This is a genomic window from Bacteroidales bacterium, from assembly GCA_017521245.1.
Taxonomy (GTDB): Bacteria; Bacteroidota; Bacteroidia; order Bacteroidales; family G3-4614; genus Caccoplasma_A.
This window is the reverse complement of record JAFXDI010000023.1, coordinates 23,034-48,230: the sequence shown is the minus strand read 5'-3', so window position 1 is coordinate 48,230 and position 25,197 is coordinate 23,034. Positions and strand designations below refer to the sequence as shown.

23 protein-coding genes and 1 tRNA gene are annotated in these 25,197 nt (G+C 36.8%); 18 read left to right on the top strand and 6 right to left on the bottom strand.

Going from position 1 to position 25,197, the window contains the following annotated elements; genetic code table 11:
• Positions 1–147: 147 nt before the first annotated feature.
• Positions 148–2,991, top strand: a complete 2,844-nt coding sequence (gene secD, locus IKK64_04865; protein ID MBR4119392.1) for a protein translocase subunit SecD — start codon at positions 148–150, stop codon at positions 2,989–2,991.
• 271 nt (positions 2,992–3,262) lie between these two features.
• Here secD and IKK64_04860 read toward each other — a convergent pair whose 3' ends face one another.
• The 6 genes from IKK64_04860 to IKK64_04835 form a co-directional block, all read right to left on the bottom strand.
• The gene (locus IKK64_04860) at positions 3,263–3,472 is read right to left on the bottom strand and encodes a hypothetical protein (protein ID MBR4119391.1); all 210 of its coding nucleotides are present in this window, start codon (positions 3,470–3,472) and stop codon (positions 3,263–3,265) included.
• A gap of 61 nt (positions 3,473–3,533) precedes the next feature.
• The gene (locus IKK64_04855; protein MBR4119390.1) at positions 3,534–5,570 is read right to left on the bottom strand and encodes an HDIG domain-containing protein; all 2,037 of its coding nucleotides are present in this window, start codon (positions 5,568–5,570) and stop codon (positions 3,534–3,536) included.
• Positions 5,571–5,594: 24 nt separating this feature from the next.
• Positions 5,595–7,853: a bifunctional (p)ppGpp synthetase/guanosine-3',5'-bis(diphosphate) 3'-pyrophosphohydrolase gene (locus IKK64_04850; GenBank protein ID MBR4119389.1), complete on the bottom strand. Its 2,259-nt coding sequence runs from the start codon at positions 7,851–7,853 to the stop codon at positions 5,595–5,597.
• A gap of 51 nt (positions 7,854–7,904) precedes the next feature.
• The gene (pfkA, locus tag IKK64_04845; protein MBR4119388.1) at positions 7,905–8,888 is read right to left on the bottom strand and encodes a 6-phosphofructokinase; all 984 of its coding nucleotides are present in this window, start codon (positions 8,886–8,888) and stop codon (positions 7,905–7,907) included.
• 164 nt (positions 8,889–9,052) lie between these two features.
• A complete protein-coding gene (locus IKK64_04840; GenBank protein MBR4119387.1) occupies positions 9,053–9,928 on the bottom strand; it encodes a 4-hydroxy-3-methylbut-2-enyl diphosphate reductase in 876 nt (291 codons plus the stop codon).
• Positions 9,929–9,943: 15 nt separating this feature from the next.
• Positions 9,944–10,792, bottom strand: coding sequence for a leucine-rich repeat domain-containing protein (locus IKK64_04835; protein ID MBR4119386.1), 849 nt, complete (start codon positions 10,790–10,792; stop codon positions 9,944–9,946).
• 187 nt (positions 10,793–10,979) lie between these two features.
• On the opposite strand from IKK64_04835, the gene porQ reads away from it, so the two are divergent.
• From porQ to cdaA, 17 genes are all read left to right on the top strand, one after another.
• On the top strand, positions 10,980–11,999 hold the full coding sequence (porQ, locus tag IKK64_04830) for a type IX secretion system protein PorQ (protein MBR4119385.1): 1,020 nt from the start codon (positions 10,980–10,982) through the stop codon (positions 11,997–11,999).
• A gap of 14 nt (positions 12,000–12,013) precedes the next feature.
• A complete protein-coding gene (locus IKK64_04825) occupies positions 12,014–12,703 on the top strand; it encodes a (d)CMP kinase (GenBank protein MBR4119384.1) in 690 nt (229 codons plus the stop codon).
• A gap of 28 nt (positions 12,704–12,731) precedes the next feature.
• Positions 12,732–13,688 carry a polyprenyl synthetase family protein gene (locus IKK64_04820; protein ID MBR4119383.1) on the top strand — a complete coding sequence of 319 codons (957 nt, stop codon included), beginning with the start codon at positions 12,732–12,734 and terminating at the stop codon, positions 13,686–13,688.
• The gene (locus IKK64_04815; protein MBR4119382.1) at positions 13,688–14,371 is read left to right on the top strand and encodes a TatD family hydrolase; all 684 of its coding nucleotides are present in this window, start codon (positions 13,688–13,690) and stop codon (positions 14,369–14,371) included. Before IKK64_04820 ends, IKK64_04815 begins: the two co-directional genes overlap by 1 nt.
• Before the next feature lie 179 nt (positions 14,372–14,550).
• Positions 14,551–14,623 (top strand) — tRNA-Pro (locus IKK64_04810).
• Positions 14,624–14,847: 224 nt separating this feature from the next.
• Positions 14,848–15,300, top strand: coding sequence for a hypothetical protein (locus tag IKK64_04805; protein MBR4119381.1), 453 nt, complete (start codon positions 14,848–14,850; stop codon positions 15,298–15,300).
• Positions 15,301–15,326: 26 nt separating this feature from the next.
• Positions 15,327–15,803 (top strand): hypothetical protein, encoded by a 477-nt coding sequence (locus tag IKK64_04800; GenBank protein ID MBR4119380.1) that lies wholly within the window; start codon positions 15,327–15,329, stop codon positions 15,801–15,803.
• Between the two features lie 164 nt (positions 15,804–15,967).
• Positions 15,968–16,666 carry a Bax inhibitor-1/YccA family protein gene (locus IKK64_04795; protein MBR4119379.1) on the top strand — a complete coding sequence of 233 codons (699 nt, stop codon included), beginning with the start codon at positions 15,968–15,970 and terminating at the stop codon, positions 16,664–16,666.
• Positions 16,667–17,053: 387 nt separating this feature from the next.
• The gene (locus tag IKK64_04790) at positions 17,054–17,875 is read left to right on the top strand and encodes a MotA/TolQ/ExbB proton channel family protein (protein MBR4119378.1); all 822 of its coding nucleotides are present in this window, start codon (positions 17,054–17,056) and stop codon (positions 17,873–17,875) included.
• Between the two features lie 20 nt (positions 17,876–17,895).
• A complete protein-coding gene (locus IKK64_04785) occupies positions 17,896–18,561 on the top strand; it encodes a biopolymer transporter ExbD (protein ID MBR4119377.1) in 666 nt (221 codons plus the stop codon).
• A gap of 11 nt (positions 18,562–18,572) precedes the next feature.
• Positions 18,573–19,232, top strand: a complete 660-nt coding sequence (locus tag IKK64_04780; protein ID MBR4119376.1) for a biopolymer transporter ExbD — start codon at positions 18,573–18,575, stop codon at positions 19,230–19,232.
• A 23-nt stretch (positions 19,233–19,255) separates the two neighbouring features.
• Complete coding sequence (locus tag IKK64_04775; protein ID MBR4119375.1) at positions 19,256–20,086, top strand: energy transducer TonB; 831 nt, start codon at positions 19,256–19,258, stop codon at positions 20,084–20,086.
• A gap of 367 nt (positions 20,087–20,453) precedes the next feature.
• On the top strand, positions 20,454–20,690 hold the full coding sequence (locus tag IKK64_04770; protein MBR4119374.1) for a hypothetical protein: 237 nt from the start codon (positions 20,454–20,456) through the stop codon (positions 20,688–20,690).
• A 5-nt stretch (positions 20,691–20,695) separates the two neighbouring features.
• Positions 20,696–21,643 (top strand): substrate-binding domain-containing protein, encoded by a 948-nt coding sequence (locus tag IKK64_04765; protein ID MBR4119373.1) that lies wholly within the window; start codon positions 20,696–20,698, stop codon positions 21,641–21,643.
• 59 nt (positions 21,644–21,702) lie between these two features.
• Positions 21,703–23,328, top strand: a complete 1,626-nt coding sequence (locus IKK64_04760; protein ID MBR4119372.1) for a hypothetical protein — start codon at positions 21,703–21,705, stop codon at positions 23,326–23,328.
• A 145-nt stretch (positions 23,329–23,473) separates the two neighbouring features.
• Positions 23,474–24,316: a dihydropteroate synthase gene (gene folP / locus IKK64_04755; GenBank protein ID MBR4119371.1), complete on the top strand. Its 843-nt coding sequence runs from the start codon at positions 23,474–23,476 to the stop codon at positions 24,314–24,316.
• Positions 24,317–24,319: 3 nt separating this feature from the next.
• On the top strand, positions 24,320–25,093 hold the full coding sequence (gene cdaA, locus IKK64_04750) for a diadenylate cyclase CdaA (GenBank protein ID MBR4119370.1): 774 nt from the start codon (positions 24,320–24,322) through the stop codon (positions 25,091–25,093).
• The last annotated feature ends 104 nt before the right edge of the window (positions 25,094–25,197 follow it).

Genomic DNA, 25,197 nt, shown 5'->3' with positions numbered 1-25,197 from the left:
TTGTTTAAAATAAGAATATCACCCTTAAATGTTGATTTATATTAACTATTTTATTGTCATAAACGAAAAAAGTTCTATCTTTGCACGATATTGAATTAAAATCCCCTTAAAGGGGGTAATAGGAATATAACTGAAACATTAAATATTATGCAAAACAAAGGATTTATTAGAGTTTTTGCGGTGCTATTGACTTTGGTATGTATCTTTTACCTATCATTCTCGGTAGTAACGAACCGCCAAATTAAGAAAGCCGAAGAGTTTGCCGCAGGAGATGAGCAAAAGTATGCTGATTACCTTGACTCAATCTCTACTGAGAAGGTATATCTTTGGTACACATTTAAACAATGTCAAGAGATGGGTGTAGGTCTTGGATTGGACCTAAAAGGAGGTATGACAGTAACTCTTCAAGTTTCTGTTGATGAGGTACTTCGTAAACTTTCAAGAAACAATCCGGATGAAAACTTTAACTTGGCAGTAGAAAGAGCAGCCGCTCAAAGATTAGATGGTGGAAACTTCCTTGAAATTTTCATGGATGAATATCAAAAAATTGATCCGGACATTCAATTGGCTTCAATTTTTGCCAACTCATCTAATAGAGGACAAATTGGTCCGGGCGACTCAAACGATAAAGTTTTAGCCGTATTGGAAACTGAGTTGGATGATATTGTAAATAGTACAGTAGAGGTACTTCGTAAACGTATCGACCAATATGGAGTTGTTTCGCCCAATATCCAAAAAATTAAAGGTTCAGGTCGTATCTTAATTGAGTTACCCGGTGTAAAAGAACCTGAGCGTGTTGAGAAACTTCTTCAAGGAAGTGCAAACTTAGAGTTCTGGGAAACTTACAATTTTGATCAAGTTAGTTCATCATTGATGGCTGCTGATACAAAATTGCAAGAGATGTCAAATGTAGAGAACGATTCTGTTAAAGCAACAACAATCTTCTCTCTTCTTTCTCCCTCAAATGTTCCTGGAAGTCCAGTATTAGGATATGCTCGTGAGAACGATATGGCTGCTATCGATAGCATGTTCTCTTTACCTCAAGTAAAAGATATGTTACCGGCAGACTTGGTACTTCGTTGGAGCGTTAAACCTATTGAGGAGGGTTCAAAAATCTACCAATTGGTTGCATTGAAAGCAACTCCAGCAGGTAAAGCATCACTTGGAGAAGAGGACATTATAAACACAGCAAGTGATGATTTTGATCGTTTTACTAACCAATCAGTGGTTAGCATGAGCATGAATGAGGTTGCTGCTGAAAAATGGGCTCAAATAACAAGAGACAACATTGGTCGTTGTATCGCAATCGTGCTTGATGGTCATGTATATTCATTCCCAGTTGTAAATACTGAGATTAAAGGTGGTAACTCACAAATCAGTGGAAACTTTACAGTTGATGAGGCTAGAGACCTTGCAACAGTGTTGAAATCAGGTAAGATGTCAGCATCTGTTGAGGTTAAACAAAAAGCAGTAATCGGTCCCTCTCTTGGACAAGAGGCAATTGATAGTGGTATAGTTTCATTTATATTGGCAATTGTGATATTGATGATATATATGATTGCTGTATATGGAGTAGTTCCTGGATTGGTCGCAAACGTTGCTCTTATCATCAACTTGTTCTTTACAATTGGTATTTTAGCATCGTTCCAAGCAGTGTTAACTTTGTCAGGTATTGCCGGACTTGTGCTATCACTTGCAATTGCAGTGGATGCTAACGTACTAATTTATGAGCGTGCAAAAGAGGAGTTGCGTGGTGGAAAATCACTTGCAGCATCAATTGCCGATGGTTACAAAAATGCCTTCTCTGCAATCTTTGACGCAAACATTACATCAATCATTACAGGTATTATTCTATTTGTGTTCGGAACAGGTCCTATCAAAGGATTTGCAACAACTCTTATAATAGGTATTATTGTATCGTTCTTTACTGCAGTATTCTTGACTCGCTTGTTCTATGAATTTGCGCTATCAAAGAACTGGATTAAGAACCTTACATTCTCAACTCCTTTAACTAAGAATTTCCTAACAAATACTAACTTCAACTTCTTGAAGAATCGTAAAGTTTCTTTCATAACATTTGCAATTATCTCATTGGTTGGAGTAGCATCTCTTACTACATTAGGATTGGATAAAGGAATTGATTTCACAGGAGGTCGTAACTATGTAATTGCACTTAACGAGAAAGCAAATACACAAGAGATTGCTGCAATGGTACGTGCTCAATTTGCAGATGAGGAGGGAGCAGCAGTATCTGTTATCACAATTGGTAACGACAACCAAGTTCGTGTATCAACTAACTACAAGATTACAGACAGCAATCCTGAAGTTGAGACTTTGATTTTGGACAAACTATATAAAGCATTACAACCAAAACTTGGTGATGTAACATTAGATGAGTTCAAATCACAAGAGTCAGGAATTGTTGCAAGTATCGAGAAAGTTGATAACTCAATTGCAAAAGAGATTGCATACGGAGCAATTTGGGCAGTTATCCTATCGTTGATAGCAATTGCTCTTTATGTGTTAGTTCGCTTTAGCGACATCGCATTCAGTATCGGTACATTGGTTGCATTGACATTTGATGCGTTGTTTATCTTGGCATTCTACTCTCTATTCAGCGGATTATTGCCATTCTCAATGGAGATTGACCAAGCATTTATTGCAGCAATTCTAACAGTTATCGGTTACTCAGTAAATGATAAGGTGGTGGTATTTGACCGTATCCGTGAGGAGACAGGTTTATATCCAAAACGCGAGAAACTACTATTGTTCAATAATGCTCTTAATGCAACATTGTCTCGTACAATAAATACATCATTGAGTACAATATTGGTACTGCTTTGTATGTTTATATTGGGAGGTGATACAATCCGTAGTTTCATCTTTGCAATGACATTAGGTGTTATATCAGGAACAATCTCAACATTGTTCTTGGCTGTGCCTACTGCATATTCAATATTGAATAAAAAAGCAAAGAAAGCAGAGAAATAATTGCCGTTAGGCATTAGATATGAAAAGAGGAGTTGTAAGACTCCTCTTTTTTTTGTGCTAATAAATTGATAATTCCGAAAAATAAATACAAGATATCAACCAGTTGTAGATTTATATCTCTTATCTTATTTAGATAGTTTTGTTATAATGATAGGTGTAATTAGTGAGTATATCTATAATAATGTTGTTAAATGTAAGCAATTTATCTTGTTAAGATAGCCTACATAGGTTTATATATTTGCTTTTTTATTCTAGTAGGTTTTCTTATACTTTATTGCCATGGAACCCGAGTAGGGAAGGAGAGCCATCTTTCATACCTCTCTTTTCTCTTTTTTCTTCTTTCTGATCGTTCCTTTTTGCGTTTATCACTATCTATTGCTACTTTTTGAGCGAGTTCTTCTCTGTTCATTTTACCCGAAGCAATAAGATAACTGTTGTATATAAAAGCAATAATAAACACAATAAGGTAAAACGCTGCCACAGCTACAATTATAGCTAAGACCATTAACAATATAGCAGTAAAGAGTACTATAGATATAACCCTATTTCTTAGCTTCAGGATAACTTATGCGAGGGTGGTATATTGCCTCTAATCTGCCAATCAGAACTTTGCGAATTTCGGTTACATCGCGGAAAGTTAGAGGAGTGTCTGATAGCTGACCTTCTGCAACGATATCATCGATAGTACCATTAACAATTCTGCTTAACGACTCTTGGGAGAAGTCTTTAAGAGAACGAGATTTAGCCTCAATAATATCGGCTATCATTAAAATACCCTCCTCCTTAGTTCTTGGTTTGGGCCCTTCGTAAGTAAATAGTGTCTCATCAACCTCCTCCTCGGGATGCTCGTTTTTGTACATAGTGTAGAAGTATTTTGCTTTACTAACACCATGGTGAGTTGTAATGAATCCCTTTATTGATTCTGGTATATGATAACTCTTTGCCAATTTCATACCCTCTTTTACGTGAGAGATTATTATCCTTGCACTCTCTTTGTATGATAGATTTTTATGTGGATTTATCTCGTGTTGATTCTCTGTAAAGAACATAGGGTTTGCGCTCTTGCCTATGTCGTGGTATAGAGCTCCTGTTCTGACAAGTAAGGCATTTGCCCCTATTGCTTTGGCAGCTTCGGCTGCAAGGTTAGCAACTTGAGTAGCATGTTGGAATGTTCCCGGACACTTCTCCGACAATGTTTTCAAAAGGGGAGAGTTGAGGTCTGCCAACTCCACCAACATAACGTTTGAAGTGAATCCCCATAACTTCTCTATCATATATATAAATATGTAGGCGAAGAGAAGCATAAAACAGTTTATACCCAAGAATAGGAACATCGAGAAGTTTATCTTCGCAAAGTCACCTTCGGTCATTAGTACGTATGCAATATATGTCACACAATATGCAATAAACATTAATACAATACTGCGGAACATTTGTGAGCGTTTTGTAAGCTCTTTTAGTGAGTTAATTGCAGTCATACTAACAATTAATTGAAGAAGAACATACTCTATTGGGAATGGCGAAGACCAACACGATAACATTATTGCAACAATGCTTGCATATAGCGCAGTTCTTGTGTCCATAAAGGTTACAACAATTATTGGTAACACAGCAAACGGAACCATATATACTCCTAATAACCAACGTTGCGATAGTAGGTACGAAGAGATTACTATAATCAATATCATCAGCATCAATAGAGACAACTTTCTGATATCACTGAATATTCTCTTGCGGAAGAGTCCTAAATAGAGGTATAGGAACGAATATATTATTAAAACCAATAATACTTCACCACTAAGAGTGTACCAACCTTCATTTACATCTACCTTATTCTTTAATGTCTCTTTTTCAAAAGAGTTTAAGACTCTGAGTATTTCGGGAGTGACAATTACGCCTTTGTCTATTATTCTTTCTCCCTTCTGAATCATTCCAGCAGTTGGCAGAATGTTGTCTATCTGTTGATTAATGGTTCTGTTATTTGATTCAGTGTCATATATAAGATTTGGTTCTATATATAAATTTAAATTTATATTGCTCGCCACCTCTTTTGTTTCAGGGGTTTTGCAGTTTCTTAAAATATATTCGTATGCCATTCTGGGAGTCAATAGGTTGTCAACGCTATATTCTGTTGCTATTCCTCCATTTTTTATTCTAATTTTGGTTTTGTCGCCTTTTAAAGAGTCGTAATTTTCAATATCTACAACACCTTTTTCGTAAACCTTTTTAAGTAATCCCTCTATTTGAGCAAACATAGCCATAGAGTCTATGTCAGAAGATTTGTTATTTGCCCTAAAGTCTGCTAATTCATTTACAGGCCTCTCCTTGTCACTTAAAAAGAAAGGGATATGAGAGTTTATAATGTTGTTTCTCTCTATTGCAATATCTTGCTCGCTTTTATATATGGGAAAGTCAAAAGGAGCGGTAAGTAGTCCATATCTCCAAGGTTTGCCCTTTTCAAAGTGATAGCGAAATTGTTTTTCGCGAGGGATAAAAGTTATTGTTAGTGAAACGGCAAATATAAAAAATAGAGTTTGCCATATTATTCTGCTTGTATTCTTTAATTTATCTTTACTCATAACTATCTTGTGACAATATGGTGTTTAATCAATTCTTGTGGCAGATTTAACCTCTGCAATTTTTTTAAGACTTGAGCATAGAGCTGTAATCTTTTTAGCGTCATTAACCATTATTGAGAGTTTTCCTGTAAAGAGCCCATCTTTAGTTTCAATGGTTATGGCACGAATATTAATTGCCATATCGCGTGATATAATTTGCGTGATATGATTCAACACTCCAACGGAGTCTATTCCGTTTATCTCAATTGTTGCGGCAACAGGTTTTTGTCCAATACCCTCAATCCAACGTGCGGCAACAAGTCTCTCTCCAAAACTACTTTTTAGACGAGTGGCAACAGAACAATCAACTTTATGAATTGTAACTGTTTCGTTGTCGTTAACATAACCAATAACCTCTTCACCGGGGATAGGGGTACAGCACGAAGCAAAGGTGTATCGTTTTCCCTCCTCTTCGGGACGTATATAGAATATTGATGTGCGATCAATAAATTCGTTGTCATCCTCCTCTTTCTCTTTTTCTTTCTCGGCTGTTTTGTTTAAGGTAAGGGCTGAGAAAGGCTTTTTAAGGTATCTGATAATAATGTTGTCGCTCTTCTCCTCTGTAACTTTAAGGATATTGGCATCAAGGGTAATATCTCCGTTACCTATAAGAAAGAAGAGCTCATCTCTGCGATTTATCTTGAAGTGATTTATAAGTCGTTTTATCAGAGCTTCGGTGTCTATATTATCGCTTTGTGCTTCTATAAAAGCCTTAAACATAACCTCTCCTTTTGATGCTATGTTCTTTCGGTCTTTTCGTAGAGCAGCAATAAGTCTGGTTTTAGATTTTGCAGTTGTAATAAAGTTGATCCACTCCTGTTTGGGACGTTGCGATTTGGATGTTAAAATCTCTACTTGGTCACCACTCTGTAATCTCTGACTTAAAGGAACAAGTTTGTGGTTTACCTTTGCTGCAATACAATGGTATCCAATATCAGAGTGAAGTGTGAATGCAAAGTCAAGAGCAGTCGCATCTTTGGGGAATGTCTTAATATCCCCTTTGGGCGTAAATACAAAAATCTCAGATGCGTATAGGTTTAGTTTTATAGTGTCTAGAAAATCGAGTGCATTAGGCTCGGGATGTTCCAATATCTCTTTAATGGTTTTGAGCCATGTGTCGAGTTCGTTTTCACGCTCGTTGTAATCGGTATTCTCTCCTGTTTTGTATTTCCAGTGAGCGGCAAAACCTCGCTCGGCAATCTCATCCATCTTCTTTGAACGAATTTGCACTTCAACCCAGTTGCCATCTTTGCCCATAACCGTAACGTGTAGAGCCTGATAGCCGTTTGCTTTAGGTCTGCTAATCCAATCTCTGATGCGGTCGGGATGAGGTCGGTATATGTCGGTTATTATAGAGTATATCTCCCAACATTCGCGTTTTTCATCTTCCTCTCTTTTGGGAGTAAAAATTATTCTTGCAGCATAAAGGTCGTATACCTCTTCAAATGGAATATGTTTATTCTCCATCTTCTTCCAGATAGAGTATATGCTCTTTATTCTTGCTTTTATCTCGTAACTTATACCAAGTTCGTTGAGTTTCTCTACAATAGGAACGGCGAAGTTTTTAAACTCTGCCTCCCTCTCTGTTTCCGTTGCAGTAATCTTTTGCTTTATCTCGTTGTAGATTTTGGGTTGCTCATATTTGAAACTTAGGTCTTCTAACTCTGTCTTTATGGCGAACAATCCCAATCGGTGAGCAAGAGGAGCATAGATGTACAGAGTCTCTCCTGCTATTTTGTGTTGTTTGCTTTTATATAGCGATGAGAGGGTACGCATATTGTGGAGACGATCAGCCATCTTAATCAATATGACGCGAATATCCTCCGACATTGTAATGAGCAGCTTTCTAAAGTTCTCGGCTTGTTCCGATGCTTTATCTCCAAATATTCCACCTGCTATTTTAGTCAGTCCATCAACAAGTTGAGCAATCTTTTTACCAAACAGATTCTCAATATCTTCGATGGTGTATTCTGTGTCCTCTACCACATCGTGAAGTAGAGCGGCACAAATTGAAGTAGAGCCCAATCCTATCTCTTTACACGCAATACGTGCTACGGCAATCGGGTGTAGAATATATGGCTCTCCCGATTGTCGTAGAACACCTTGGTGTGCCTCTTTTGCAAAGTGATAAGCACGCTCAATTATTTCGGTTCTTTTGCGGTGATTTGAAGATAAGTATTCCGAAAGCAGTTTCTGAAATTCCCCTTCAATCAACTCCTCTTCCGATATTTTGCTATTGGGCATCTCTCGTTTATTAGTTAATCTATACCATTACTTATCACTAAATAACTCTTTTTAGATAGAAAGAGTTTTTAGAGTGTTAAGTAGGTCTCTGTTTATAGGTTTGTCGTATTTGATTGCTTTTGAGAAAGGAACATAAACAATCTCGTTGTTCCTTACACCAATCATTACGTTGCGTTGGTCATCTAATAGAGCCGAGATTGCTGCCTCTCCCATTCTGCTTGCAAGGATACGGTCTTCGGCAGTAGGTGAGCCTCCTCGTTGAAGGTGTCCTAAGATAGATACCCTAACATCATATTTGGGGAATTCCTCTTTAACACGTTCTGCCAAGTGCATAGCACCTCCTGTGTGAGGACTCTCTGCAACCAATACAATACTACTGTTTTTTGATTTTCTGAAGCCATTATTAATCAACTCCTCAAGTTGGTCAACCTCTGTTGAAATCTCAGGTATGATTGCAGCCTCTGCTCCAGCGGCAATAGCTCCGTTAAGAGCAAGGAAACCGGCATCGCGTCCCATAACCTCTATGAAGAACAAACGCTCGTGCGAAGTGGCAGTATCTCTGATTTTATCCACGCACTCCATTATTGTGTTTAGAGCAGTATCGTAACCAATGGTGCGATCTGTACCATAAAGGTCATTGTCGATAGTTCCGGGAATACCAATAATAGGGAAGTTAAATTCAGTAGCAAATACTCTTGCACCAGTTAATGTTCCATCACCACCAATTGCTACTATGGCATCTATACCATGTTTTTTCATATTGTCGTAAGCAATCTTTCTTCCTTCGGGAGTGGTGAACTCTTTACAGCGAGCGGTTTTTAGAATAGTACCACCCATTTGAATGATATTACTTACGTTTTGAGTTTTAAAGTCAACGATGTCGTTATCGATAAGACCTTTATAACCTCTATAAATGCCTTTTACACTGAAACCATTGTAAATTGCTGTGCGTGTTACGGCACGGATAGCCGCATTCATACCGGGGGCATCACCTCCTGAGGTGAGTATGCCTATACATCTCTTTTTCTCGCTCATTGTAGTAAATTATTTACTGCGAAGATAATAAATATTTTATAAAAGTGTATAGTATTACAAGAAAAGAGTAGAATGCCGTTTTAAAATTTGAGAAAAATAGGATAATATAACTTTTCTCCTTCAATGTTTGGATACTCAAAATTTTTCTACCTTTGCTCTAATTCTTACAGTTTGCCATTAACTATGTTTGTTACATATTCGGCAATCTCTTCCATAAGCCATTTTGGAGTAGATGTGGCTCCGCATATTCCAATGCTCTTTTTGTTGCATAGGTATTGATTATCTATCATTGAAATATTTGAAATCATATGAGTGTCGGGGTTAACTTTTTTGCACTCTTCAAACAACACTTTGCCATTTGAACTCTTTTCGCCACACACAAAAAGAACAACATCGTGTTTGGTCGCAAACTCTCTAATATTTGGTATTCTGTTTGCAACCTGGCGGCAAATAGTGTCGTGATATTCAAGTGTATTACCGCCTATTTGTAAACTACGCAAACCCTCTGCCATCTTATTTAGTCCCTCAACTGATTTTGTGGTTTGAGAGTATAAGAGAATCTTTTTTGAAGTGTCAACAAGACTCCAATCCTCGCTACCCTCAATTACAATGGCATTGCCTTCGGTTTGCCCAACAAGACCATTTACTTCGGCATGCCCACGTTTGCCATAAATAACAATCTCTTCGTTCTCCCTGTCTCCGTTTATGTACGACTCTTTTATCTGTTGCTGTAAACGAAGCACAACAGGACATGTGGCATCTATAATTTCAATATTGTTCTCTTTTGCAATGCGATATGTTTCGGGTGGTTCTCCGTGAGCCCTTAACAGAACTTTTGCGTTTTTTAGTTGCTTAAACTCTTCGTGGTTTATTGTAACTAATCCTTTATGTTTAAGTCTCTCTACCTCTTCGTTATTATGCACAATGTCTCCTAAACAATACAGTGTATTGCCTTTTTCAAGTTCCTCTTCTGCTTTGCGAATGGCAGTTACCACTCCAAAGCAAAACCCCGACTTACTATCTATCTCAACAATTGACATAATTATTTTTTATAATTACTCCTCTATGATATTGGTAAAATCTTGCCACTCTTGTATTCTAATATAACCATTCTTGGTATTAGGTGGAACAATAAGTGTTTTGTTAATTGGGCGAATATCTCCAAAGGCGAACTTTTCGCAATAGGGAATATATGCTGTTCCGTTACAACGAATAACTTTTAATTTGTGACAGTTGCCAAATGCGTACAAACCAATAAGTTTTGTTTTGTGCCATATAGTAACCTCTTCTCCCAAATTGTAGCAATTAAAAAATGCACTTCTACCTAAACGCTCCAATCCTACTGGTAGGTTAATTTTTTCAAGTTTGTGACAATCCATAAAAGCAAAGTCGTCAATAACTTTTGTACTATCGTGTAGGGTTACATATTTAAGGTTTTTGCATCCTTTAAATGCCATACCCTCAATCTTTGCAACGGCAGGAATCTTAACCTCTTTCAAACCTGTATTGCCAAAAGAGTAGTATCCAATCTTGGTAATATACTCGGGTAGAGTGATTTGAGTAATAGTAGTGCAATTTCTAAATGCATCGTCACCAATGTACTCAATACCTATTGGAAGAGATATATTTGTTAAAGCATAGCAATTTTTGAAAGCACCATTGTCTATGCCACCAACAATATATTTTGTCCCCTCGTTTGTAACGTATGTGGGAATTACAATATCTCCTACATAACAACCCTCATTGGCGTCTTTGTATGTAACATAAACAATTTTTGGGTTTTTAGTTTTGTTGTAGTAGATGGTATCGCTTCCGCTAACCTCCTTAAAGTCGTATGCACTTATATTACTAAAAGTGAGTAACGCAAAAATAACTGCAAGTGTAGTTTTTAATGAAAGTTTCATATACTATTATCTTTAATTTTAAAATCAATTTCATCGCAAATTTAACTAATTATACGATAATTTTTATCTCTTGATATAATCAAAACGATATTTTTACGTTATTATTTTGTAGTTTTGCCCTTTGGAGGGATTTTTAAGGATTGTTATATCTGACTTATTGGTAAGATTATTAGGATAATACAATATAATGAAGAGAATTGTTTTTTTTGTGATAGCGCTCTGGATAGCGCCAACCGTAAAGTCGCAAGAGGGAAAATCGGCATTTGATTTTCTCGGTTTGCCTGTGTCTTCACATGCCAATTCGTTGGGCGGAAACAATATCTCTATCATTGAAGAGGATGTCTCTATGGTTCGTTATAATCCCGCATTGTTAGGTCCAGAGATGGATATGATAATAGACCTTAACTATATGCGATATATGGCGGGAACCAATTCTGCTGGAGCAATGTTTGCAAAGGCGGCAGGTGATAGGGCTGCGTGGTCGGCAGGATTGCAATATGTTGGTTATGGTAATTTAACCGAAGCCGATGCTCAAGGTAATATATTGGGAACATTCTCGGCAAAAGATATGGTGATAAACGGTGGTTACACTCATGATTTTGGTGCAAGGTGGCGAGGTGGATTTCAAGCAAAATTAATATATTCGGCTTATGCCGACTACTCATCATTGGCACTTGCAGTAGATGTTGGTCTTAACTACTACAATCCAAACAAAGAGTTTTCAATGTCATTGGTGTTTAAAAATTTAGGAGGTCAATTAAAAAGATTTACCGAAACTCACGAACGCTTGCCATGGGATATACAATTTGGATTCTCAAAAACGATGCGTAGTGTACCTATAAGATGGTCGGTAACTGTTGATCACCTGAGCAAGTGGCACTTGCCATATACTAAACCTCGTACCGATGAATTTTCGGGAGGAGAAATCCTTGAGACAAAAGATACCTTCTTTTCAAATCTGTTTCGCCATATGATTTTTGGAGTGGAGTATATTCCAAGTCGAAATTTTTATATAGCTTTGGGATATAATTACAAAACGCATACCGATATGCTTCGTTACGGAAGAAATTTCTTATCGGGATTTACATTCGGAACAGGAGTACAGGTAAAGATGGTAGGACTTGGTATTTCAGTGGCAAATCGCCATGCTAAGGGAACAATGTTTATGTTCAACATCAATATGCGTTTAAACGATTTTAAACGATAAAAGCAACGTTATATATGAAAAAAATTACGATAGCCATCGACGGATTCTCATCTTGTGGAAAGAGTACTATGTCAAAAGAGTTGGCAAGGAGAATAGGGTATGTGTATGTTGATACAGGAGCAATGTATCGCGGAGTAACTCTATATTGTTTGCGAAACAATATGATTAAAGGAGATAAGGTTGATGAAGAGGCTCTCAAAGCCGTAATCAACAATATCTCAATAACCTTTGGCCTTGATGAATCAGGAGCCCAATATCTTATGCTCAATGACGAGAATGTAGAGAAGGAGATACGCGGGATGGAGGTCTCGGGCAAAGTGAGTATTGTTGCGGCAGTTCCTTTGGTGCGTGAGGCAATGGTTGCTCTTCAACGAAAGATGGGCGATGACAAAGGTATTGTAATGGATGGCAGAGATATTGGAACAACAGTATTCCCGGATGCCGAACTAAAAATATTTGTAACTGCTTCGCCACAAATAAGAGCACAGCGCCGTTTAGATGAGATGCGTTCAAAGGGTAATAATGAAGTAACCTTTGAAGAGGTGCTTTTTAATGTTGAGGAGCGTGACCGTATTGACCAAACTCGAGCAGTAAGCCCGTTACGAAAAGCTGATGATGCACTTGTGTTAGACAACTCAAATATGAGTATTGCAGAGCAGGATGAGTGGTTGATGAACGAATTTCAAAAGAGAGTTACAGAATAAATAATTACCCCAGAATATTATAATAGTCGTGCAAACAGTCGAAGAGTATATAGAGCTAATAAACAAGGCGGTTGCTAACATTGAATATCCAAAAACACCATTTGGATTGTATGAACCTGTGAAATATCAGTTAGATATGGGCGGCAAACGTGTAAGACCTCTCTTAACACTAATGGCGTGTGATATGTTTGGTGGGAATGTTAATAGTGCAATATCTCCTGCATTAGGTTTAGAGATATTTCATAATTTTACTCTCTTGCACGATGATGTTATGGATAAGGCTGAGATTCGCAGAGGACGTCCCACTGTTCATATTGCATGGAGCGAAAATACCGCAATTCTTTCAGGTGATGCAATGCAAATCGTTGCAACACAAAAGGTGTGTGAAGTTCCCTCAAATGTACATAAAGAGGTGCTTGACCTTTACAATAAAACTGCATTAGAGATATGCGAAGGGCAACAATATGATATGGAGTTTGAGAGTCGTGAGGATGTGACCGTTGAGGAGTATATAAATATGATTCGCCTAAAAACTGCGGTATTGATAGGTTGTGCTTTGAAGATGGGTGCAATAATTGGAGGTGCAACTACTGAACAATCAGAAGCACTATATAAATTTGGAGAGAATATAGGATTGGCATTCCAATTGCAAGATGACTATTTAGATGTTTACGGCGATGCCAAAACTTTTGGTAAAAAAATAGGTGGAGATATACTTAATAACAAAAAAACCTATATGCTTATCTCTGCTATGACTATGGCAAAAGGAGATACAAAAGAGAGATTGTTAACTCTGTTGGAAGGTCCGCAAGATGATAATAAGATTGAACAGGTAACTGCCATATATACAGAGTTGGGAATAGATAAGATGGCTCGTGAAAAAATATCGGATTATAGTCAAAAGGCATTGGCATATCTCAATAACATACCCAATAACGAAGAGTTAAAAGCATTTGCCAATTCGCTAACTGAACGTAAGATATGATATTTGATACCCATACCCATATATATCTACCCGAGTTTGATGAAGATTGTCACTTGGTAGTACAGCGGGCAAGAGAGAGTGGGGTAGTAATGATGCTGCCCAATGTAGATATTGAGACAATTGCACCCTTAAAGAGGGTTCTAAACAGCTATCCGGATTGCTGTATTGCTGCAATGGGATTGCATCCCACATCGGTAGGAGAAGATTATAAACAACAACTGCAACAAGTTTATGATGAGTTGTTGCAGGGAGATTATAAGGCGGTAGGTGAGATTGGTATTGATTTATATTGGGATACTACATATCGTAAAGAACAAATTGATGTCTTCGCTGAGCAAATAAAGTGGGCAAATAGTATGTCGTTACCTATTATAATACATAACAGAGAGGCATTTGAAGATACGCTCCAGACACTAAAACAAAATCCTATTGAAAGATTTGTTATGCACAGTTTTGGCGGAACACCGGATGAGGTTAAACGAGTGCGAGAGGTTGGTGATGCTTATTTTGGTATAAATGGGGTAGCAACATTTAAAAATGCAAAATTAGATGATACCATAAGGGAGATAGGTATTGATAGGTTAATGGTTGAAACTGATGCTCCGTACTTAACACCTGTGCCATATCGGGGGAAACGAAACGAGCCTTCTTATATAGTTAATACTATAAATAAGGTAGCATAGGTGCTTGAAATGTCGCCTGATGATATTCAAAAAGCTACATTCGATAATGCTGTAAGATTCTTCTCGATATAGCGAAATGAACGTGCCGGTTTTCAAAAATATCAATACATCTAATTTATAATTTATAAAATATATTTTTTTGCAGATTTACAATAAAAGAGTATTTTTGCATTGCATTTCGGGGTATAGCGCAGTTGGTAGCGCGCCACGTTCGGGACGTGGAGGTCGGAAGTTCGAATCTTCTTGCCCCGACTTTAGTTGATTGAGCAATTACAATAATGTAGTTGCTCTTTTTTTGTCTTATCTCTAAAAAATAAAAATGTTGCTATGAATTAAACTACCGAAGTTCAATAAGTTGTATTGGTAAAATTATATAAAATGGTAATAATACCACATTATGTATTGTAAAATTACAATATAGGTTTTATCTTTGCAAAACAAAAATATTAATTAGGTAGATATATAAATTAGGAGTTATGACAAGTTACAGGTTTAAAGAAGAGAAAATGCACGATTTTATTAAAGCTTTTGAAGAGGAGTTGAAGGAGTTGGGAGATATGGCACCTTTTGAGGAGCGCGATAAGATAATAATGAAAACTCTTTATAGTGGAAAGGGACGTTACTATATAACTTTTGATGAGGCAGCTCGAAACGTGCGAAAAGTTTTAGATCATCAAGCAATCAGATGTAAAAACGGATGTAAAATGGCTATGTATGAAGAGATGGCTTTAAAAGTTTCGGATTATATGCAACGCCACCCCTCTTGTGATTATCGAACTGCTCTATACCGAGTGCTGGCAGAGAGTAGAGCATCGCGTTTTTTCTTTGGAGTACAAACGGCAAAGTTGATATTGTATCAGCACTATCGAAGTCAGAGAAAAGCAAGAAGGGATTTAGCAAAACTTAAAGCAGAGAAACAGACAGTTTAAATAATAAAAACAAAAAAAAGGTAGTTATGAAAAAGATTTCAATCAATTTAAAAATTAACAAAGGAGAGATTTTGAATGAACTTACTCGTCGTTCATCTTATACAGCGCTATCGGTGTCGCCTCCTGCAGGAGAAGATAATGGGGTAGTAGATAAGTTGGTATTAAGTAGTGATGACTATCCGTGGAGTAGAGATAAATTGCGTATGGTATTTTATAAATTGCGAGATATTCTTCTGCCGTACTCTTCGGGTGGCGATGAGTTTGCTGACGAAAATGAGACTGAGTTTAGTTTTAAAGTAACCATAGGGGCGGGTTGCGAAGATTCTGTAATTCACTATATGAAAGAGATGATGATTGCTTATCTCTTGTCGCAGTGGTACTTAGATAAACTTAATGAGAAAGCAGCTTATTTGGCCATGCAGTGTGATGATATGATAACACTGCTTAAAATGACTTTGAACAAAGCATTAGGTCGCCCTCGCCGTCCAACAAACTATTTTTAAGAAAAAAAGGTTTGTGCTATTCAATGCAAGTAAGATGTTGGAACAATATAAGATCTCATTTTGCAGGTAATATATAAAGTATTAACTTTGTGGGGCAAAGTTGATGAACTTTGTATCTCAATTTTGTGTAATAGATTTTAGAATAATATTAATACTTTTATAAGATGGGAAATAACTATTATTATGTGCCTTCACATTCTGCAACACAGGTGGGAGCATTAATGAAAAGTGTATATATGTGGATGACTCTTGCATTAGGAGTAACAGGAGTTGTGGCACTATATGTTGCACAATCAACAGAGTTGATGTATTCGATATTCTCTTCCCCAATTTTGTTTTGGGGATTGATTATAGCAGAGTTTGCATTGGTGATGATTATAAGCGCAAGAATAAATAAAATGTCGTTTTCGACATCCTTGCTATTGTTCTTCTTGTACTCATTGGTGAATGGATTAACACTCTCTGTAATATTTGCAGTATACACAAAAGAGTCGGTGGCAACAACATTCTTTGTGACGGCAGGAACATTTGGAGTTATGAGTCTTGTCGGATATTTCACTAAAAAAGATTTATCTAAATTAGGTGGTATATTATTTATGTTGCTGATAGGTCTTATCATTGCAACGGTAGTAAATATATTTTGGGCAAACAGTACTATGTACTGGATTATAACATACGCAGGGGTGTTGATATTTGTAGGTTTGACAATTTACGATACCAACAAAATAAAAGCAATGTTAGAGTATCACCAAGGCGACGAGGTGGCGACTCAAAAAATAGCTCTGTTAGGAGCATTGACGCTCTATTTAGATTTTATAAATCTGTTCCTTTATCTATTGCGATTATTGGGCGATAGAAAATAGTAAAAGAGAATAATTTTCAAATAAACATTAACGAGAGATAGACGGTCGTCTATTTCTCGTTTTTTATATAATGAATAAAAATGTATCAAAACGGAGATAAAATCTTCAAAAAAGGCTCTAAAATTTTTGTAATTCAAAATAATGAAGTAACTTTGACCGCTGCATAGTGCATTGTTTTCACTTATTTTTTGAATGGTGCATGGTGTAGTTAAATCGTAAATGCTTTCGTATGACCAAAATAGAGGTTCGTACGAGGCGTATATTGAGGTGTGGCAACAATAAAAAAGGAGTAGTCACGTTTTATATACATAACTATATAGAGGATAAAAACAGAGAGAACTATCAAATATTTTTATTATTAACTTAACAAATTAATTTATTTCTATTATGGCAACTAAAGCTAAAAGATTTAAAGGTATTGAATCTGCCTTTTTGGTAATTTTATGTTGTGCTGTTGTGGCAGTATGTGTATTTATTTTCCTTTTAGGAGATCCTGCTAACTTTACAGACGTAAACGGTGACGGAATCGGAGACTCAGATCTTGGACACCCAGAGAACATGTTGGGAACAATCTTTAAAGGAGGTTTCATTGTACCAGTTCTACAAACATTATTCTTAACAGTTATCGTATTAAGTGTTGAGCGTGCAATCGTTCTTATGAAAGCAATGGGTAAAGGTAAAACTGCAAAATTCGTTGCTGCTATCAAAGAGAAATTGGCTGCTAACGATATTAAAGGTGCTCAAGAGCTTTGCGACAAACAACAAGGATGTGTTGCTAACGTTGTAACTTCAGTACTTGTTAAATACGAGCAAATGGAGAACGATACTCGTTTAACTAAAGAGCAAAAACTTGCAGTTATCCAACAAGAGGTTGAGGAGGCTACAGCATTGGAACTTCCTGCACTTAACCAAAACTTGCCTATCATTGCAACTTTGACAACTCTTGGTACTTTGGTCGGACTACTTGGAACCGTTATGGGTATGATTAAATCATTCTCTGCTTTGGCTTCTGACGGTGCTGCTGACTCTGTTGCTCTATCTGCCGGTATTTCTGAGGCACTTATCAACACAGCATTCGGTATCGCAACTGGTGCTTTGGCTGTAATTTCTTACAACTTCTTTACAAGTAAAATTGACAACTTAACATTCGCTATCGACGAAATAGGATTCTCTATCGTTGGAACATACGCGGCTACACACGAGAAATAATCATTTAACATATTAAGAATATGCCAAGAGTAAAAGTAAAAAGAAAGAGTACGCTCATCGATATGACCGCGATGAGTGACGTTACTGTGCTTTTGCTTACATTCTTTATGTTGACCTCAACCTTCGTGCAAAAAGAGCCAGTTCAGGTTTCAACTCCCGATTCAGTATCGGAAATTAAGATTCCTGAGACAGATATTTTGCAAATTTTGATCGACCAAGACGGTAAAATATACATGAGTCTTGATAGACCTGCAGATAAGGAAGCGGTTCTTGGAGATGTTGCAGCACAGTATGGAATAGAATTGTCAAATAAAGACATCCAATCTTTTAAAGTTCTTCCTACTTTTGGATTCCCTATTAAAGATTTGAAAGAGTTCTTAGCTCTTCAATCTCACGAACAAGACAAAGCTCTTAAAGGAGAGGTAATGGGAATCGCTGCCGGTATCCCTTGCGATACTACAAAAAATGCAGAAGGAATTGACGATAAGAATGAAGTTAAGATGTGGGTAAAAAGTGCACGTGCTGCAAATAGCAACTTAAGAATTGCTATCAAAGCTGCTGCAGGAACACCCTATCCTATTATCAGAAACTTAATGACTTCTTTACAAGATATTCGTGAGAACCGTTATAACCTTATAACAAACCTCAAAAAAATATCTGATGAGGATAGAGTCGTTATTAAATAGAGAATTGTAATATGGCAGAAGTACAACAAAAAGATTCAGGAGACGGCAAAAAAGGTAAACCTAAAAAAATGCATATCCACGTGGACTTTACCCCCATGGTTGATATGAACATGCTTTTGATTACCTTCTTCATGCTTTGTACAACTTTGAAAAAGCCACAAACCATGGAGATAAGTATGCCTTCGAACGATAAGAATATAACAGAAGAGGACCAAACTAAGGTCGCTGCTTCACGTGCTATAACAATCTTACTTGGAGGACAAGATAAAGTTTACTATTATTCAGGACAACCTGACTATACTGACTATCAAACATTGAGCGAAACTACTTTCGCTGCTGATGGATTACGTGCAGTATTGCAAGACAGAAACCGTGAGATAGTAACTCAATTAGAGGACTTGAAGCAAGAGAAGTTAGAGACTGGAATGACCGATGAGGACTTTAATGCAAAAGCATCAGAGATTAAAAACGTAAAAACTGCTCCAGTTGTTATGATTAAAGGATCTGATGAATCAAATTACAAAAACCTTATCGATGCACTTGACGAAATGCACCTTTGCGGAATTAGCAAATATGCAATCGTAGATATAACAGAGGGAGACCAATTTTTGATTGATAATTATGAATCAAAAGGTGAATTATCAAGCCAAATTGATACGTCTAAATTATAATTAATACCTAAAAAATAAGAACAATGGCAAATATCAGTTCACAAGAATGGTGCGACCTTATTTTTGAAGGTAGAAATAAGGCTTATGGCGCATACGATTTGCGTAAGGATTCACCAAAACGTCACAATATTGCAACATTATCGGTTGTTTTGATTGCCGCTGCTGCGTTCTTCTTACCTGGAGTAATCGGTGATTTGATTGATAAAATCAGACCTGAGGAAGAGGAGGAGATAGTAATGACTCAAGTAACAGAGTTGTCTGACTTGAAAGAGGCAGAGGTTAAGAAAAACGAAGAGTACAAACCTTTGATGGAAACACCTCCCCCACCACCACTAAAAAGTTCTATTAAGTTTACAGCTCCTGTAATTAAGAAGGACGAAGAGGTAAGTGAGGAAGAGGAGATCAAATCACAAGAGGAGTTGATTGAGTCTAAGGTAACAATCTCTATTGCCGACGTTGAAGGAAATGACGAGGAGAATGGTCAAGACATTGCTGACTTTAAAGAGGCAATTAAACCTGTAGTAGAGGAAGAGGATAATCAAGTACTTGAGGTTGTAGAGCAAATGCCTACATTCCCCGGAGGTCAAAAAGCACTTCTTCAATACATCAGTGACAACATTAAATACCCATCAATCGCTCAAGAGAACGGTATTCAAGGAAGGGTAGTTGTTCGCTTCGTTGTTAAGAAAGACGGTTCTGTAGGAGAAGTTCAAGTATTACGTGGAGTTGATGCAACTCTTGATAAAGAGGCAGTTCGCGTAGTAAAATCAATACCTAACTTCATCCCCGGTAAACAAAACGGACATGCAGTTAACGTATGGTTTACACTTCCTGTACAATTTAAACTAATGTAGTATTCAAACTAAAATAAGAATACTTGAAATATCGCACGTTTGTACCCTAAAAGGTACGGACGTGCGGATTTTCAAAAAATAGAGTACTAAAAACTGCTCCTAAATGGGATAAGTTTAAACTCGGTAAAAGCTCTTAGTATACTATCAAAAAAGATGTATGCTTAAACAAAATAAAACAGCAACTTGTTTATAGCAGACAAGGACGGAGTGAAGAGAAAGTTCAATAAAGAAATTGATAAATCCTCTCACAAATTAAACGCTTAAGGTTTTTATTTGTCAAAAAGACAAGAAACCATAAAACAGATAGGCATCGACAATATTGTAGATTAGATGCAACTTAAAACAAGAATATAATTTTAAACTATATATGGAGAATAATAACGAAGAAGTTAAAGATGAAAAAGTTATAACAATAAATTTGGGTTATATCTTTGGAATAATAATGATTATAGCATATTTCGGTTTTGCATATCTTTTGGTATTTACCGACTTATTTAATAATTTTGCACCTTTAACACGTTATATATTCGCAACAATATTTGTAGTATATGCTATTTTTAGAGCATATCGTTTTATAAAGTATAGAGGTTACAAAAAATCGTGAAAATTATGAAGAGAGCAGTTTACATATTATTTGTTGCAGTTCTTGCCCTATTTTCGTGTAGTAACAAAGAGCAAAAAAAGAAGGTATTAGACACACCAACCTCAGGTGTAATCATAATGTCGGCAGATGAGTCATTTGCTCCCATTATTGAGGAGGAGATTGACCTGTTTGAGTTTACCTACCCCAAAGCAAGTATCATTCCCATATACACTTCTGAAGTTGAAGTTATGGATCTGCTATTGACCGATAGTGTTAGATTTGCCATAACAACAAGAGATTTCTCAATGGAAGAGAAAAATTTAATCAGAAGTAAAAAGATGATACCAGTATCTTTCTGTATAGCAAAAGATGCGATAGCACTTATAATTAATAAGAGTAATCCCGATTCAATGTTGACTGTAAAGCAGGTAAAAGATATTCTTACAGGAAAAATAACATCGTGGAAAGAGATAAATCCAAAGTCAAGGTTAAAAGAGTTGTCTCTGACATTTGATAATAAGAACTCAAGTACAGTGCGATATGCTCTTGATTCAATATGTAAGGGCGAGCCTTTAGCAAGTAAAAATATATATGCACAAGGTACAAATGAGAAAGTTATTGACTATGTGGCTGCAACACCGGGAGCAATAGGGGTAATTGGTGCAAGTTGGATTGGAAACGAGAAGGATTCAACCAATATGAGTTTCTCTGATAAGGTGCGAGTAGTTGCAATGAGTAGAGATGGAGTCGCAACACCAATAAACTCGTACCAACCATATCAAGCATATATAGCACTTGATTACTATCCGTTTACTCGTCATGTGTATGCACTGAATACATCATCACGAACAGGCTTGGTAAGAGGATTTTCAAACTTCCTTGCTTCAGATAAAGGTCAACTTATTATCTTAAAGGCAGGAATGATGCCAACAACACAACAGGTCGTAATAAAACCTGTTAAAATATCGGACTAATATTAGGGAAGAGACTTAAAAAAGAAATATAAGTAATAACACAAATAAGAAAGAAGATTATGTTAAAGAAATCAATTTTATTCGTAGCACTTCTATTTAGTGCAAGTTTAGTTAGCACAGTAGTTGCTCAAAACTATGCAGATGGAGTTGAGTATTTCAAAGCAGGACAACCTGATCGTGCAAAAATAATCCTTGACAATACATTGCCAGGATTGTCGGCAACAGACAAGGCAGCAGCCCTTTACTATTTAGGAGAGGCAGAGTTTGCTTTAGGAAACAAAGAGGTGGCATCAAAATGTTTCAACGAAGGTGTTAAACAAGATGCTGCATATCCTTACAACTACATTGGATTAGGAAAATTGCTTTTAGGTGTAAATGACAAAGAGGCTGAGGCAAACTTTAAAAAAGCAGTTAAATTATCAAAAACTGAAAAAGCAGGAGTTAACACAAACATTGCAAGAGCATACTTTGAAGCAGGAATGCCACAATATAAAAAGTATGTCGATGTGGCAAACCGTACAAATCCAGAGTATGCACCTTTGTATGTATTACAAGGAGATATTGCATTGAAGAATGGTGATACAGGATTAGCAGCAGGTGAGTATGAGAATGCAATCTATTTTGACCAAAATTGTGTTGAGGCGTACGTAAAATATGCAAAGATGCACTATCCTATTAACCCAAAATTTGCTATCTCAAAATTGGAGGCTCTATTGAACCTTAACCAAGCATCGGCAATTGCGCAACGCGAGTATGCTGAGGCATTGTTCAACGCAGGACGTTTTACTCAGGCAGTTAAGGCATATGCAACATATATGTCAAATCCTAACCACTTTGCATCAGACCTTTCACGTCACGCAGCATTATTGTTCTTCGATAAAAAATATGAAGAGTCATTAACAATTATTGAGGAGGCTTTGGTTGAAAATCCCAACGATATTTTGTTAAATCGTTTTGCAATGTACAACAACAATGCACTAGAGAACTTTGAGCAAGCAGCAGAGTGTGGAGCAAGATATATGAACGATGAGGCAAATGCTGATCTTCTAACTGCTCAAGACTACTCAATTTACGGAAATGCACTTAAAAAAGTAAATCGTCCAAAAGAGTATGTTGCATTGTTAGAGAAAGCAGTTGCTAAAAATCCTGAGGATGCAACTTTGATAAAAGACCTAAGCGATGCTTACAAAGCAGCAGACGAGATGGTTAAGAGTGCTGATGCTATGGCAAAATATATGGATTTAGCAGGAGACGAGGTTAAAACTATGGACTTCTTCAACTTAGGACGTGCATACTACTCTGCTGCGCAAGCAGACACAGTAATGGAGACAAAAGTTGAGTTGTTCAAAAAAGCAGATAATGCATTTGCAGTAGTTGCAGAGCGCGCACCAGAGGATTATCGTGGAAATATGTGGAGAGCACGTGCTCACTCAGGAATGGACCCTGAGACTGAGTTAGGATTGGCAAAACCATTCTACGAGAAAGTAGTTGAAATGTTAGAGGCTAAAGGAGATAAGAGCAACACTATCATTGAGGCTTATCAATATCTTGGATACTACAACTACCTAAAAGAGTATGCTGAGAATCCACAAGGAGCAAAATATATTGAGACTCGCAAATGGTGGGGTAAAATCTTAGAGATAAATCCTGAGCACAGCATCAAAGAGGCAATGAGTCAATTATAATAGAGTTAAATAAATAGTCAAAACGAGAGGAGATTTGTTCTAAAGATCAATCTCCTCTCGTTTTATGTTACGTAATTCAAATCAAAATATTATCTTCGCAATGGAGAGTTAAAAACTCCTTTTTTGTAGTGGAACTTTATTATAGATAAACAATACAATGCCCCAAACTATTAATATACGAGGAGAGTTAGTGTCGTTGGAACGACCTCTTGTTATGGGTATATTGAATATTACACCTGATTCATTCTATGAGTCGAGCAGAAATCTTGAATATAATGATGCTCTTCGTAGAGCTGACCAGATTATAGGAGAAGGTGCAGATATTATAGATGTGGGAGCATACTCATCGCGTCCGGGAGCAGATGATATATCAGAAGAGGAGGAGATCAAGAGGTTGAAATCAGTTCTGCCACAGATAAGAGAGAGATACCCAAAAACAATAATATCGGTAGATACATTCCGTAGCGGAGTTGCAAGATATGCCGTTGAAGAGTGTGGTGTTGATATAGTAAACGATATAACAGGAGGAGAAGGTGATGCTGATATGTTTAAGACAGTAGCACAACTAAAGGTGCCTTACATATTAATGCATATGCGAGGAACTCCCCAAACAATGCAGAATGAGACCTCGTACCATAATATTATTGTTGATATTATTGAGTATTTTTCAAGAAAAGTAACAGAGTTGCATCTATTGGGAGTAAACGATATCATATTAGATCCCGGAATAGGATTTGCAAAAAGTTTAGAACAAAACTATAATATCATAAAAAATCTTGCAGATTTTGCACAATTTAAACTACCTTTGTTGGTGGGAGTATCTCGGAAGTCGATGATATACAAACTATTTAATACAACACCTCAAGAGGCATTGCCCGGTACGATAGCGTTAAACACTATGGCATTAACTAAGGGTGCGAACATTCTTAGGGTACACGATGTAAGCGAGTGCGTAGAGACAGTACGAATATTTGAACTATCAAAATAATATATGTTTACCTCTATTGGAATAAAAGATATAATAGATATATTCTTGGTATCAATAATACTCTACTATGTATATAGAGTAATGCGAGTATCAGGAACAATAAAGATATTTGGAGGAATAATAGCCTTCATAGTAATATGGATATTAGTCTCTCGCATATTTGAGATGCAACTCCTTGGTTCAATAATGGACAAGTTGGTAAATGTAGGAGTGATAATATTGGTTATTCTTTTTCAGGATGACATACGTATATTCTTGAGTGAACTAGGTTCGCACAAGAGTTGGAAACGCTTTACTAATTTCTTTAAGGCCAAAAAGAACGAGACTAATGAAGTTCCGGAATATGTAATGCATATAGTATATGCCTGTAAAAATATGTCTCAAACAAAAACAGGAGCATTAATAGTGGTAAAACAAGATATGCCATTGGTAAAATATGAGGCAACAGGAGAGAAGATAAATGCCGAGATAGAGTCTCGATTAATAGAGACAATATTCTATAAAGGAACTCCGCTTCACGATGGAGCCATAATTATAGGAGACGGAAAGATAATCGCTGCAAGTTGTATATTGCCAGTATCGCATGCACCCAATATCCCGCGAGAGTTAGGCTTAAGACACCGTTCGGCATTAGGAATAACGCAAGAGACAGATGCAGTAGCAGTGATAGTGTCAGAGGAGCGAGGAGAAATATCGTTCGCCAAGAATGGAAAAATATCTCGCAATATAACAACACAAGCATTGGAGAGAATGTTATCAATAAGTAAAAACAGATAGAATAGTATATATTTTTAAACTTCACATAGGCTATAATTCATAAAAAAATAGTAACTTTGTAAAGTATTTGAAAATAGTACACCAATTAGATCAATTTTTTTACT

Excerpts from the sequence above, each read along its gene's own strand:
- pfkA (MBR4119388.1), bottom strand. The coding sequence starts at position 8,888 with ATGAGCGAGAAAAAGAGATGTATAGGCATACTCACCTCAGGAGGTGAT.
- IKK64_04765 (MBR4119373.1), top strand. The coding sequence starts at position 20,696 with ATGAAGAGAGCAGTTTACATATTATTTGTTGCAGTTCTTGCCCTATTT.
- secD (MBR4119392.1), top strand. The coding sequence starts at position 148 with ATGCAAAACAAAGGATTTATTAGAGTTTTTGCGGTGCTATTGACTTTG.
- IKK64_04785 (MBR4119377.1), top strand. The coding sequence starts at position 17,896 with ATGCCAAGAGTAAAAGTAAAAAGAAAGAGTACGCTCATCGATATGACC.
- IKK64_04775 (MBR4119375.1), top strand. The coding sequence starts at position 19,256 with ATGGCAAATATCAGTTCACAAGAATGGTGCGACCTTATTTTTGAAGGT.
- porQ (MBR4119385.1), top strand. The coding sequence starts at position 10,980 with ATGAAGAGAATTGTTTTTTTTGTGATAGCGCTCTGGATAGCGCCAACC.
- IKK64_04760 (MBR4119372.1), top strand. The coding sequence starts at position 21,703 with ATGTTAAAGAAATCAATTTTATTCGTAGCACTTCTATTTAGTGCAAGT.
- IKK64_04780 (MBR4119376.1), top strand. The coding sequence starts at position 18,573 with ATGGCAGAAGTACAACAAAAAGATTCAGGAGACGGCAAAAAAGGTAAA.
- IKK64_04805 (MBR4119381.1), top strand. The coding sequence starts at position 14,848 with ATGACAAGTTACAGGTTTAAAGAAGAGAAAATGCACGATTTTATTAAA.
- cdaA (MBR4119370.1), top strand. The coding sequence starts at position 24,320 with ATGTTTACCTCTATTGGAATAAAAGATATAATAGATATATTCTTGGTA.
- IKK64_04795 (MBR4119379.1), top strand. The coding sequence starts at position 15,968 with ATGGGAAATAACTATTATTATGTGCCTTCACATTCTGCAACACAGGTG.
- IKK64_04825 (MBR4119384.1), top strand. The coding sequence starts at position 12,014 with ATGAAAAAAATTACGATAGCCATCGACGGATTCTCATCTTGTGGAAAG.
- IKK64_04835 (MBR4119386.1), bottom strand. The coding sequence starts at position 10,792 with ATGAAACTTTCATTAAAAACTACACTTGCAGTTATTTTTGCGTTACTC.
- IKK64_04800 (MBR4119380.1), top strand. The coding sequence starts at position 15,327 with ATGAAAAAGATTTCAATCAATTTAAAAATTAACAAAGGAGAGATTTTG.
- IKK64_04855 (MBR4119390.1), bottom strand. The coding sequence starts at position 5,570 with ATGAGTAAAGATAAATTAAAGAATACAAGCAGAATAATATGGCAAACT.
- IKK64_04850 (MBR4119389.1), bottom strand. The coding sequence starts at position 7,853 with ATGCCCAATAGCAAAATATCGGAAGAGGAGTTGATTGAAGGGGAATTT.
- IKK64_04790 (MBR4119378.1), top strand. The coding sequence starts at position 17,054 with ATGGCAACTAAAGCTAAAAGATTTAAAGGTATTGAATCTGCCTTTTTG.
- IKK64_04840 (MBR4119387.1), bottom strand. The coding sequence starts at position 9,928 with ATGTCAATTGTTGAGATAGATAGTAAGTCGGGGTTTTGCTTTGGAGTG.
- IKK64_04770 (MBR4119374.1), top strand. The coding sequence starts at position 20,454 with ATGGAGAATAATAACGAAGAAGTTAAAGATGAAAAAGTTATAACAATA.